We start from the raw sequence: 13479 nt of genomic DNA on the forward strand, positions 1-13479 counted from the left end.
ATGTTTGATGTTGAAAAGATACGTGCGGATTTTCCGCTGCTCTCGACCGAGGTGTACGGCCGCCCGCTGGTCTACCTCGATAGCGGGGCTACGGCGCAGAAGCCTCGTTGCGTGATCGATACGGTCGATTACCTGCATCGGGAGTTGAACGCCAATATCCACCGCGGCGTACATCGTCTGGCCGAGGAGGCGACGGAGCGTTACGAAGCGGCGCGCGACCGTATCCGCGCCTTTATCGGCGCCGCGCACCGCGAGGAGGTGATCTTCACGGCGGGGGCGACGGCATCGCTCAACACGGTGGCCTACGCATGGGGCGATACGTTCCTGCGGGCGGGCGACAATATCGTCGTGAGCGAGATGGAGCACCACTCGAACCTCGTTCCGTGGCAGGCGGTCGCGTTGCGCAAGGGGGCCGAATTGCGGATGCTGCCCTTCGACGATGCGGGACGGTTGATGACCGAACGACTCGACGGACTGATCGACGGCCGCACGCGCATGGTAGCCGTCACGCAGGCATCCAACACGCTCGGCACACGGCCCGATCTGCGTCCGATCGTGGAGGCGGCGCACGCCGTGGGCGCACTGGTGTGCGTGGACGGATGCCAGGGCATCGTTCACGGCGGCGCGGATGTCGCGGCGCTGGGGTGCGACTTCTATGCCTTTTCGGGACACAAGCTCTACGGCCCGACCGGTATCGGCGTGCTCTACGGGCGGCGCGAACTGCTCGATGCGATGCCTCCGTTCCTCTACGGCGGCGATATGGTGGATCGGGTGTCGTTCGGGGGGACGACCTATGCGCCGCTTCCGCTGAAATTCGAAGCGGGCACGGCCAATTTCGTCGGGGCGATCGGGCTGGGCGAGGCGATCCGTTACCTGGAACAGTTCGATCCGGCCGAGATAGAGGCTTACGAACGGGAGTTGCTGGGCTATGCCGCCGAACGGCTTTCGGCCGTCGACGGGTTGCGGATCTACGGCGCGACACCCGACAAATGCGCGATCGTGTCGTTCACGGTCGAGGGGACGCACCCCTACGATGTGGGGATGATCCTCGACAAGCTGGGGATCGCCGTGCGCACGGGCCAGCATTGCGCCGAACCGGTGATGACCCATTACGGGGTGCCGGGCATGTGCCGGGCGTCGCTTGCGATGTACAACACGCGCGGGGAGATCGATGCGCTTGCAGCCGGCGTCGAACGTGCCGTGAGGATGTTGCGCTGAGCGCGAAAGAACCATTTCGTTAAGCCGAGTGCAGAGCCGAACTTGTTCGGGCTATGCTGAGGCGAGAAATGGAAGAAAGAAATTCAACCATTTCGTTAAGCCGAGTGCAGAGCCGAACTTGTTCGGGCTATGCTGAGGCGAGAAATGGAAGAAAGAAATTCAACCATTTCGTTAAGCCGAGTGCAGAGCCGAACTTGTTCGGGCTATGCCGAGGCGGGAAATGGACGAAAAAAATTCAAGATAAATCTACTGCCTGAATTTATGTTTATCGTACTCGAAGGATTGGACGGAGCGGGCAAGTCGACCCAGATCCGCATGTTGCAGGAGCTTTTCGCACGGCGCGGCGTCGCGTGCCGTTACCTCCATTTCCCGCGTTTCGACGCGCCGGTTTTCGGCGATCTGATCGCCCGTTTCCTGCGCGGCGAACTGGGTACCGTCGAGGCGGTCGATCCCTATCTGGTGGCGCTGCTCTTCGCCGGCGACCGGGGCGATGCGGCGGCTGAGATCCGGCAGTGGCTCGCGTCGGGCGAAGCCGTGGTGCTGGACCGTTACGTCTATTCGAACGTGGCGTTCCAGTGCGCGAAACTCTCGTCGGAGGAGGAACGCCGTGCGCTCAAACGCTGGATTCTCGATACGGAGTACGGCTATTACCGGCTCCCGCGTCCCGACGTGTCGCTGTTTCTGGACGTTCCCTTTTCGTTCACCGAGCGCAAACTGACGCAGGCGCGCGAGGGCGGCGACCGCGATTACCTGCAAGGGGCGCACGACATCCACGAGGCGTCGCTCGATCTGCAACAGCGCGTGCGCGGGGTTTACCTCGATGCCGCGCGCGAGGATGCGGCGTTCCGCGTCGTCGACTGCTGCGCGCCGGACGGCTCGATGGAGACGCCCGAACGGATCTTTTCGAAAATCGAAGCGGCGCTCGCCCCGCTCCTAAACGCTGCCGCCGATGCGTAACAGGGCTTTCAAATGGTTGTCCCATGCCTGCCGGATCGTGCTGGGCGTGACCTTCATCTTTTCGGGATTCGTCAAGACCGTCGATCCGTGGGGTACGGCGATCAAGATACAGGAGTACCTTTCGATCTACGGGCTGGAATCGCTGAGCGGTCTGCGTTTCGGCTTTTCGATCTGGCTGTGCGGCGCCGAGCTGATGATGGGGCTCATGCTGCTTTTCAAGGTGCGCATCCGGCTGATCTCGATTTTCGCGCTGGCTTCGATGATCTTCTTCACGGTGCTGACCTTCCTGAGCGCCACGTGGCTGCCGGTCGAGGACTGCGGCTGTTTCGGCGATGCCGTCAAGCTCACGCCGTGGGAGACGTTCGCCAAAAATCTGGTGTTGCTGCCGCTGTCGGTCGTCGTCTGGTGGCGCTACCGCCGCGACCGTATCTTCGCCTTCTCGAAGGCGGAGGTGGGATGCACCGTGCTCTTCTTCTCCTTGGCCATGGGGCTGGGCATCTACTGCTATGCGCATCTGCCGCTGATCGATTTCAGACCCTTCAAGGTGGGGGTGAATATCTACGAGGCGATGAACGCCTATTCGGCGGACCCCGGGCCGCAGGCGGGGAAGACGGTGCTGATCTATCGCGACCGGCAGACGGGGCGTCTGCACGAATTTTCGCTCGACGATACCGAGTGGCAGGATGCCGGGCGTTGGGAGTGGGTCGATACCCGTACCGAAGAGCTCGACGAGCCGAAGGTCGATCCCACGCTCTCGGAGTTCTCGTTGCGCGATGCCGAAGGCGACGCCACCGAGTCGTTGCTGACTCGCCCTGGGCGGGTCTACATGCTCTGTATCACCGATTCCGAGGGGTTGGACGCTCCCTGTGAACGCCGCTTTCGCGGCGTGGTGGAGCGAGCTGCGGCCGAAGGGGCTCTGGCGGTCTGCCTCACGCCCGAACGGCTCCGCGGCGTGACCTATCGTTCGTTCGCCGGAAGTGCGGCCGTGCGCTGTTATAATATCGACGCGACGACGCTCAAAACCATGTTGCGCGCCTTCAACGGAATGGTCGTGCTCGACGACGGCACGATCGTGGAGAAACGCAACTGCCGCGACATCCGTTGACGGCGTGTACTGAAATACGATTGCGGGGCCGGCATATTTTGCCGGCCCCGCTCTGTTTTCGAGCTGTTTCCGTTAGGGATTCTCTGCAAAGAAGCTTATTTTGACTTCGCCGAAGATACTCCTGCTCGGCAAATCGCAAACTGTGTTTGCATTTGCTCTCACTTATTCGTATCTTTGGCTGACGCCGAAGATACTCCCGCTCGGCAATGTTCAAATAAATTTGACATTGCCCTCGCTTATTCGTATCTTTGTCCTATTGTTTTATCCGGCGGAGCCTCGCCGGCCGGTGCCGGCGGAAGGGGATGCCGTTCAATGAAATCGAACGATGCGTAAAGGAGTGATAGTGTTGATCGCGGCGCTGGGCTGCCTCTGGTGCGGGGCGGATGCGTCGGTGCTGACGTCCGGCGGCCGGACCCATTTCGATCGGGGGCGCGAGCTCTATGCATTGGGGCGCTGGGCCGATGCCAGGGAGGAGTTCGCCGCAGTCTGCGGTGCGGTTCCGCAGACGGAATCGTCGCTGTGTGTCGAGGCCGACTATTACATGGCGATGTGCGCCATGGAGTTGAAAGAGGCGGGGGCCGAGGCGCGGCTCGCCGAGTTCCTGCGGCGGAATCCCGAATCGGTCCATGTCAACGACGTGGAATTCGCCCTCGCGTCGCTTCTGTGTACGGCGGGGCGTTACGACGAGGCGCAGCGGGCTTTCGGCAAGGTCGACTACGCAACCTTGTCGCCCGAACACCGCCAGCAGTACGACATCCGCATGGGGTACATCCGTTTCCAGCAGGGCGATTACGACGATGCGCTGCGCTATTTCCGCCGCATCCCCTCGCCGAGCGAATATTCGGATCATGCGCTCTACTACATCTCCTATATCGCCTATGTTAGGGGCGACAACGCCATGGCCAGAGCCGGATTTACGGAGTTGAGCCGTTCGGCGGCCTACGGCGCCGTGGCGCCGTTCTATCTGTTGCAGATCGAGTTCAACGAGGGTAATTACCGCTATGTGGTCACGACGGGCGGCTCGCTCATCGACCGTGCGGCGGGCGAACGCCGCACCGAGTTGGAGCGTATCGTGGCCGAGGGGTGGTTTCATCTGGGCGATTACGGGCGTACGGAGGAGTTCCTCGACGCCTATCGGCGCAGCGGCGGTGAGATGGGGCGCAACGAAAACTACCTGCTGGGTTACAGTCTCTATCGGCAGGCGCGTTACGACGAGGCGCGGCCCTGTTTGCAGCAGGTCTGCGGAGCGGACGACGCGCTGACGCAGAACGCCTCCTATCATCTGGCCGACTGCTATCTGCGCGGCGGCGACAAGCAGCGCGCCATGCAGTCGTTCGCCATGGCGGCCAACGAGGCGTTCGACGCCGCGATCGCCGAGGACGCTCTGTTCAACTACGGCAAGTTGCAGTACGAACTGGGCGGCGGCCTCTTCAACGAGGCGATCCACGTGCTGAACCGTTACATCGCGCAGTATCCGACGTCGGAACGCGCCGTGCAGGCGCGTGAGCTGCTGATCGCCGCCTACTACAATTCGCGCAATTACGAAGCGGCCTACACGGCGCTCAAACACTATCCTTCGCCCGATGGCAACCTGCGTGCGGCGTTGCAGAAAATCGCCTACTTCCGCGGACTGGAAGCCTATTCGCGCGGCGATCTGGACGGCGCGGCGCAAAGCCTCTCGGAGTCGGCCGCGATCAACGTCAGCCCCAAGTACGGGGCGCTGGCCCGGTTCTGGCTGGGCGAGATCGCCTTCGCACGCGGCGACTACGCCGAGGCCGAACGCCGCTACAAGGAGTATCTGCACCGTGCGCCTCGCACCGAGGACGAATACGCCAAGGCGCATTACAACTTGGGTTATTGCTATTTCGATCGGGGCGACATGTCGAACGCCTATGCCTCGTTCGCTCGGTTCAACCAGCTCTATTCCGCGGCCGACCGTTATAAGGCCGATGCGCTCAACCGCGAGGCCGATGCGCGTTACTCGCTGCGGCAGTTCTCCGCAGCGCTGGCGACCTACGAAAAGGCGGCGGCCGTCGGCACGAACGAGAAATATTACGCCGATTTCCAGCGTGCCGTGACGCTGGGCATTCTCGACCGCGGGCCGCAGAAGATCGAGGCACTCCAACGAATCATCGCCGCCGACCGGGGCGACTACGTCGACGACGCCACCTACGAACTGGGACGCACCTATATTGCCGCGGAGCGCTACGACGACGGTGCGAAGGTGTTGTCGAAGTTCGTCGAGGAGAATCCCCATTCGCCCTTCTTCACGCCGGCGCTCTCTGATCTGGGATTGGCTTACCTCAATCTGGGTCAGCCGGAGCTGTCGCGCCGCTGCTACGAGCGCGTCGTCGAGTCGGCGCCCGGTTCGGCCACGGCGCGCGACGCCTTGCAGGGCATTCGCGAGATTTACGTGGCCGACGGCAATGTCGACGGCTACTTCGCCTACGCCGAGAAGGCCGGCGTGGAGTGCGATACGAGCGTCATGGCGCGCGATTCGCTGTCGTTCGCCGCAGCGCGCAAGATCTACCTTTCGGGCGATACCGCTGCCGCCGAGAAGTCGTTGAGAAGCTATCTGCGGAACTATCCGAAGGGGTATTATACCGACGATGCGCTCTTCTATCTGAGCGATTGCCATCTTAAAGCGAAACAGACCGATGCGGCGATCGAGACGCTGAGCGAGCTGGCCGCCCGCCCGACCAACCAGTACTCGGCCAGGACGCTCGGTACGCTGTCGAAGCTGACCTCCGAGGCAGGCCGTCACGCCGAAGCCGCGAAGGCCTACCGTGCGTTGTACGACGTCGTGCAGACCGCCGACGAGCGGGCCGCCGCTGCGACGGGTTACTTCCGCTCGGTGGAGGCCGGAGGCGACGATGCGGCGACGCTGGCCGCCGCCGCGGAGGTGGAGACGCTGCCCGATGCCGGCACGACGGCGCAGCGCGAGGCGAAATTCGCCTGTGCGACGATCCTGCGGCGCGGCGGGAAGCAGGCCGAGGCGCTGCCGCTCTACCGCGAGCTGAGCCGTGAGGTCAAAACGGCCGAGGGTGCCGAGTCGGCCTACCGCGTGATCGAGGCGACGCTGGCCGGAGGCGATGCGGCCGCGGCGGAGACGCTGATCTTCGCCTTCGCGGAGAAGGGTTCGCCCCATGCCTACTGGGTGGCGAAAGCCTATATCGCCCTGGGCGACATCTACGCCGGACGCGACGACTCGTTCCAGGCGCGAGCTACCTATCAGAGTATCGTCGACGGATATTCGCCGGCCGACGACGGCATCGTCGCCGAGGCGAAGGCGCGGATCGAAAAATTGAAGAAATAGCCATGAAAAGAGTTCTTATCCTCTCTGCCGCCGTGCTGTTTTGCGGTGTGCCGCTGCGGGCGCAGGTCACCAAGCAGGTCGAGGTGACCAAGACCTACGTTCCCGAGGTGTCGAAGGCCGTCAAGCTGCCCATCGTGCCTGATATGACCGATACGGTGCGTCTGCGGCCCGAAATCGACTATACCGTCACGCCGTCGGCGCTGGCGACCAACCTCTCGACCGAGCCGTTCCGTCCGGCTACGGTGACCTACTGGGAGTTCAACCGTCCGCGGCCGCTCTATCTGAAAGTCGGCGCCGGAGCGCCGCTCAACTCGGTGCTCGATCTCTATGCCTCGACGCAGAATCCCGGTACGGGCTACGCCGTCGGCTACCTCAATCACACCGGCGACTGGGCCGAGATCCGCAACGATTTCGGCGTGCGCCCTGTCTCGTGGCGGATGCACAACCGCATGGGCGCCGCGGCGGGCAAGTATCTCGGCCGCCGTCTGCTCGAAGGCAAACTCGACCTGACGAACCGCGTCTACCATAATTATGGGTTCGACGGGGCGGAGGCGTTGTGTACTCGTTACGGGAACGACGGTGCGGCGTCTTATTATCCCTTCACCAAGGTGTCCAACGATCGGCAGCATTACGACGACGCCATGCTCCATGTGCGCATCGGCGACGATTTCACCGACCTGAGCCGCTTCAACTTCAACGTCGAACTGCGCGGCGGATATTTTCTGAACGTATTGCAGATGCAGCCGGTTTACTATGACTGGGGAGTCGATCGAGACCGTTATCATGAACTGTCGGGCGGCGGCGGTATCCGATTGGCCAGGGCGTTCGGTCTGCACGAGTTCGAGTTCAAAGCCGATTTCGACGGTGCATGGCGCAATATGCTCGGTTACGGTTCGACACAGTTGCTTTTCGGACTGCATTACGCCTACCGGCACGATAAACTCCGCTGGTCTGTCGGGTTGGATTATGTGCGCGACGGAGCGGAGCAGGAGAAGGTCGTCGGAAGCGATCTCTCCGATCCTCACGCGGTGTACAAGGAATCGCAGACCGAACATGAGAACCGGTTCCTCCCTGCCGCTTCGATCGCCTACGATCCGGCCGACGGCAAGTTCATGCTTTATGCCGAGTTGACCGGCAAGGTGCGCCGCAACGATATGCGGACGCTGAGCCGGTTGAATCCCTATGTCAATCCGGCGTCGATCGTCCCCAATACCGAGGAGCATCGCGTGGCGGGCGGTATCAAGGGTGCAGCGGGACACGGCCGCTTCTCCTATAATCTCTATGTCGGTTATACGCACGAAAAGAATGCATTGCAGTGGGTTGCCCGTTTCATCCCGAATAACGTTCGCGACGAACGGGCCGATGTCGGTTATATGTCGTTTTACATCCCCTATGCGATGACCTTGAAGGATCTTTCGCTCAATGCCGAATTCGCATGGCGGCCGTCGAGCCGCTTTACGTTCGACGGTGAGCTGCATATGCATTCGTTCAAGGGGGCGGAGAATGTCTACTACAATAATAATCAGCCATATACGCTGGCATACGGTCGTCCGCAACTGACGGCGCGTCTGCGCGGCGAGTATCGTGCACGTAAGGTGTCGTTGGAGGTGGAGGCGCAGATGCAGAGCGTGCGCCATTGGACGACTTATACATCCGTCAACGAGAAACCCTCGGAGCCGGATTCGGATTCAGGGTTGAACCTCGGTCGTCGCGTTATCGGCCTCTACGATTTCAAAGTCCCCGTCACGGTCGACCTTGCGGCGCGGTTCAACTGGTTCCTTTCGCGCAAAGTGACGCTCTTCGCCGAGGGGCGCAACCTCTGCGATGCGAAGCTCTACGACTGGGCCTATTACCGCGATTACGGCGTGGGCTTTACCGCCGGCGTGAAGTTGCAGTTCTGAGCGGCGGCGATGCCTGCACGGGGCCGGAGAGGGCGTAAAACAGGCGGTGACGTTTGGCAACGGGCGGTTTTACGGATACCCCGACGGTCTGCGTTGCGATTCGGGGCGGCAATCGGCGACGGAACGTCCGCAAGGACAGGAGTGCCGTTTGCCGGACAGCGGTTGTCTTTTGGATATGAAAATCCCGCATGGACGATTCCATGCGGGATTTTCGATCGATTCGCCGGAAGGATTTACTTCGTGAAGTAGCCTTCGGCCGGCGTCGGGTCGGCCGAAACTTTCACGCCGTCGATGCAGGCGTTTCCGCCGACTTCGCCCATGTAGGGCAGTTTGGTCCACGTTGCCGACATGTAGGTGTTGTGGCCGTCGGCATCGGCGATGGTGCAGGAGCCGCCGACGGTACATTTTTCCAAATTGACGTTGTTCACGTCGCCGGCGAAGGGTGCCGAGCTGTAACAATAATGACCGGTCTCGGGATAGTATGCGGCATAGTTCGGGTCGTCTCCCCAGCAATACTGGTCTTTATGCGTGATCGAGATATTCTCGACGCTGCAATTTCGGATCGTATTGTAGCCCGCCGCAGGCTTCTGGGGTTGAATCGTACCCATGAAACCGCCGATGGCGTATCCTGCCGTGAGCGTGGCGTCCTTTACCGAACAGTTCTCGACCGTCGCCGTCGCATTCTGCCGCGAGGTATTCGTCCATACGCCGACCAGCCCGCCTATGCGATACATGCCCGGGGCGTGGATCGTCACGTTTTCGACATGGCAGTCCGAGACATTGGTATCGCCGCCCATGCAGCCGACCAGCGCTCCGACCCATTTTCCCTGAATCTCGGCATCGTCGTTCAATGGGATCGCTACGTTTTTCAGCGTCAGCTCCTTGATCGACGCCTCCTTGCCCAACGTCTTGCCGATGAATCCTTTGGCGTCGGCAACGATGTCGACGTTGAGGTTGGAGACGGTGTGGCCCGTTCCGTGGAATTCGCCGTAGAAGGCGCATTTGTCGACGCCGCTCAGTGTATAGGAGTGGTTCTGGCAGCCCATCGGTGTCCACGGCTTGTTGTTCAGGTCGATGTCGTTCATCAGGTAAACCTGTGCATAGCGCCCCTTGGCTTCGAGGTAGAGGTAATTGCCGCTGTTGATCTGGTCGGCGATCCACTTCAACTCGGCCGCTTCGTAAATGGGGTAGTCGCCGTCGGCATCGGCGGCCGGTGCGTAAACTGAGCTGCCGTCCCAGACCGTTGCCGGAAGCACTTTGGCCCCCTCTTTTCCAGATACGGTCACACCCGGATCGACGTTGATGACGTTGTCCGTCGAATTATCGTAGCAAACCATGAAGTTCAGGCGGGCGGGGTATTCCGTCGATCCAACTTCGATCAGCCGGGTGGAGCCTTTCAGCTCGACGGTGTTGTGCAGCGAGCGGATGTCGATGGAATACTGGTGGTTGGTCGCCGTCTGCGGTTTGTTGTAGGAGTAGATTTCGGAGTCGGCGACCGTCACCGTATTGCTGTGGGACGTTGCGACGGCACGATCCAGAACGACCGTGGCGAAGTCCTCCGTCGGGCCGCCGAAATAGTTGCGGCCCACGAGCGTCGAACGGTTGACGCGGAAGATGCATTTCTGGCCGTGGACGTTGAGGGCGGCGCGGCCGTCGAGCCGCGAGTCGTCGATCGCGACGTCGACCGGTTCGGTGATTCCGGCGATATTGATGCCGTAGAAGAATCCTTCGATGCAGGAGTTGTTCCGCAGGGCGATGTTCACTTTGCCGCCCGTCGAGCCGACGGAGATGCCGCGCGGATAATAGTTGCCGTCGGCCACGCGCGAGGTGAAATATTTGATTTCATCGGCCGTGTATTCGCGGTTTCCGATCGCCGTCTGCGACGTGCGTGCCTGCGTGTTGTCGAACGTGATGTAGGACGTGTCGCTCGTCGCACGGGTGTTGACGACGCTGACGGCACGGCAGTCGGTACCCAGTGCGATGATTTCGGAGTTCGAAAGGGTTACGTCGGGATTTGCTCCGTCCAGGCAGTTTACGGCATAGGTTTTCGCTGCGTTGCAGACGAGTTTCACGCCGTCGAGCGTCAGTTTGACGTTGTCGCCGGAGACCATTACGGGGTGCTCCTTTTCGGGCGATACGATCAGGTTGGCGATCGTCACGCTGGCTTCGACGCAGACCTGCTTGGTCGTCGTTCCTCCGCCGAAATCGAGCGTTCCGGCAGGTTTCTCGATCAGGATATGGTCGCAGCGGGTGTCGGCAAGCGTGCGTTCGACCTCATCCTGGGCGTCGATGCAGCGGATGATCTTGCCCGTCCCTTCATTGACGATCTCCCCGACGGTTCCGTAGATCTTGACGTTTCCCTTTTTGACGGTCAGCGTCTCGATGACCGTATTTTTGGCTACGATCAGCGTGTTTTCGGCCGTGGTGGCTTCGACGGTCGTATAGGTGCCTTCGAGCGAAACGGTCAGGTTGGGCGTGTCGACGATCAGCGAAGCCGTGGTCTCCATCTCCACCGAGAGCGTCTCGGGAAGCTCCTTGTCCGAAGTCGTCTTCTCCGAGATCGTCAGGTCGGTCGAAACGGGTTGTTCGATCTCGACCGACGTGGAGGTTCCGTGTCCGAACGCATTGGGAATTTCGAGGGTCGAAGGTGCCGTCAGGTCGGTCGTGGAGGTGATCGTCACTCCCGACGTTCCCTTAGACAACGCTTCGTTGGCTTCCTCGATCGAAGTGACGGGAACCGAATAGGTGAACGCTTTGACCGTTACGAGCTTGTTGGGGCGTGTCGTGAGCGGTGAGGCGTACTCTTTGACCATCGGTTCGGCGTTGTCGTCGGTGTATACCTTTACGGTGATACCCTTCGTGAACTCGATGCCGGCCGGCAGCACGAAATAAAACTCCGTCGCCGAGGCGTCGTTCAGCGCAACCGGTTCGGAGCAGGTGAGCGTAAGCGTCGTCTCCGTACCGGAGAACTTCATTTCGGGGGTCTCTCCGACGAAATCGATCGTGTAATCGCCGGCCAGCGCTTCGCCGTCGTTGCCGGTCAGTTCGATTTTCGTCACGTTCTTCTGCCCCGTCACCTGGAATTTGAGTACGGTGCCTATCGTGCGGAATGCCAGACGGCTGTAATCGGCGCCCGACGTGGCCATCGGGCAGAGTTCGGTGGCGAAGCTTTTCGTAGCGAAGGTCTGCACAGCGGGGATCGAGAGTCCCGATACGACGCTGCCTTCCAGCACCGCATGGGCGGAATAGGGATAGTAGGCGTAGAATACCTCGGCCTCGGAACCCGAGGGATCGGTCGGATCGCCCGTGAAATCGGCCGAAGTGGTGCCGCCGGCCGCCGTCGTGAAGGGTGCGTTGACGAATTTCGTACCGCAGAACAGTCCGAGGCGGTCGTTCGATTTCCAGAGGACGTCGTTGCCGGAGAGTTCGGTTCGGGTTTCGTTGATGGATGCGGTCAGTTTGACGGAACCTTGTACGGAAGGTGCGGAGTCGGTCGTCGCGTCTTCCGAACATTGGGTAAAGGAGAGCAGCAGAGTCGCGGCTCCCAGAAATTGGACGAATCTTTTCATGACGGGAAACTTTTTTCGGTTACTCGTAAGATTCGTCTTCGAGCGGCGCGTTGGAGTTGGGTTCCGTGGCCGCGAATCCTTTTTCAATCGATACGGTTGCGATTGTCAGCTCCGGGGCTTCGTAATTTCCCCCCCCCTGCTGAAACGGGGTTTTGTAATTATTAGTAGTCATGTGTGTAGAAATTAAAGTGTTGTATACGACTGCGAAGTTACTGAAAAAGTCGTTTCGTTCGCTCCGAATTTCGACTTTTTTCTTGTCGAATGCTTCGAAAACCGTACTGATTGTTAAAAATCTATGGGGATGAACGGTCTTCTCGGCCGAAAAACGAAAAAACCGGAAGCTGGAAAGCTTCCGGTTCGGTTGACAGCGGACGTCGGGAGTTACAGCTCCTCGATGTCCTTGTAGCTGCTGACGAGCAGCTGGTAGGTGATGAACCCGCCCGTGCGGGACGAGTATTTCGTGTAAATGGCCGTAATGTTCACCATGGCGTTGTCGGCGGGCAGTTCTTTGAGGGCGAACCGTGCATAGCCGCTGACGCGGACGACGTAGCTGCCCGATTCGAGCGACGTGGGTGTCGTCTCGTAGGTGAAGAGCGACGAGCCGTAGTACTTGGTGTTGTCGTAATTGTAGGCCCACGTGATCGGCAGCCCCTCGTCCTGATAGTACTTGTTGGTGTAGACGCCGTTGACGTTTTCCAGATAGTTGGGGTAGGTGTTGCTGTCGACGGTCGTATAGCTGCTGCGAAGCCCCTCGAAACGGATCAGACAGCCCAGCAGGTCGTCGTTGAGTACGGTCTTGTAGTTGTCCTTGTCGACGACCGTGACGTCGGCCTCCGTGATCGTGTCGAGTTCGCCGCGGTAGACATACTGCTGAACCATCTCCGTGGTGGGGATGTTCGAGTTGCCCGAAGCCGAGAAATCGTGCTCGCTTGGAGTGTCGTTGGGGAAGGTGCCGTCCGGTTCGAGCGCGGGCGCGGCACCCAGACTCAGCATATAGCGGTAGCTGGCCAGCGAAAGCCCCTGCGCCTTGACGTAGACGATCTGTCCCAGCGGATAGTTGACGTAGTTGTCGTTCATGAGGCGCAGCTCGATGGCCTGTTCGCCGTCGTAGATGTAGAGCGACTTGTAGACGTTGCCCTCGGCGTCGGACGAGATGACCTTGCCCTTGATGACGACGTCGTCCTCGATCACCACGCGGCGGCCGAGACCGTTGGCGTCATGGCCCCATTTCTCGTAGAATTTCGCTTTCAGGTCCTTGATCGAAATGATCTCGGCGCCCGTCTCCGTGAAGTCCTTGTCCGTGTAGACCTTTGCCGGCGCCGGATTGTCGAAATCGTTGTAGCAACCGGCCAGAACGATTCCGACGGCGAGCGTCAGGGCTATTTTCAGGATGTTGTTCATAATTCTTGCTCT

General features: G+C 60.4%; 7 protein-coding genes. 5 read left to right on the plus strand and 2 right to left on the minus strand.

All coding sequences use genetic code 11. From position 1 onward, the window contains the following. From FMF02_RS10445 to FMF02_RS10470, 5 genes are all read left to right on the plus strand, one after another. Complete coding sequence (locus FMF02_RS10445) at nt 1–1218, plus strand: aminotransferase class V-fold PLP-dependent enzyme (protein WP_141413101.1); 1218 nt, start codon at nt 1–3, stop codon at nt 1216–1218. Nucleotides 1219–1479: 261 nt separating this feature from the next. Next, nucleotides 1480–2175 carry a nucleoside/nucleotide kinase family protein gene (locus FMF02_RS10450; RefSeq protein ID WP_141413102.1) on the plus strand — a complete coding sequence of 232 codons (696 nt, stop codon included), beginning with the start codon at nt 1480–1482 and terminating at the stop codon, nt 2173–2175. Beyond that, on the plus strand, nt 2168–3280 hold the full coding sequence (locus FMF02_RS10455) for a BT_3928 family protein (protein WP_019129849.1): 1113 nt from the start codon (nt 2168–2170) through the stop codon (nt 3278–3280). Before FMF02_RS10450 ends, FMF02_RS10455 begins: the two co-directional genes overlap by 8 nt. Before the next feature lie 325 nt (nt 3281–3605). Next, the gene (locus FMF02_RS10465) at nt 3606–6596 is read left to right on the plus strand and encodes a tetratricopeptide repeat protein (RefSeq protein ID WP_244611568.1); all 2991 of its coding nucleotides are present in this window, start codon (nt 3606–3608) and stop codon (nt 6594–6596) included. A 2-nt stretch (nt 6597–6598) separates the two neighbouring features. Then, entirely contained in the window at nt 6599–8497 is a 1899-nt protein-coding gene (locus FMF02_RS10470; protein WP_141413104.1) for a TonB-dependent receptor, read from the plus strand. Nucleotides 8498–8730: 233 nt separating this feature from the next. Here the strand turns inward: FMF02_RS10470 and FMF02_RS10475 are convergent, their stop codons facing one another. Further along, on the minus strand, nt 8731–12066 hold the full coding sequence (locus FMF02_RS10475; protein WP_141413105.1) for a fimbrillin family protein: 3336 nt from the start codon (nt 12064–12066) through the stop codon (nt 8731–8733). Between the two features lie 381 nt (nt 12067–12447). Further along, nucleotides 12448–13467: a DUF5689 domain-containing protein gene (locus FMF02_RS10480; RefSeq protein ID WP_141413106.1), complete on the minus strand. Its 1020-nt coding sequence runs from the start codon at nt 13465–13467 to the stop codon at nt 12448–12450. Nucleotides 13468–13479 lie beyond the last annotated feature (12 nt).

Origin of the sequence: Alistipes communis, from assembly GCF_006542665.1 — a bacterium.
Lineage (GTDB): Bacteria > Bacteroidota > Bacteroidia > Bacteroidales > Rikenellaceae > Alistipes > Alistipes communis.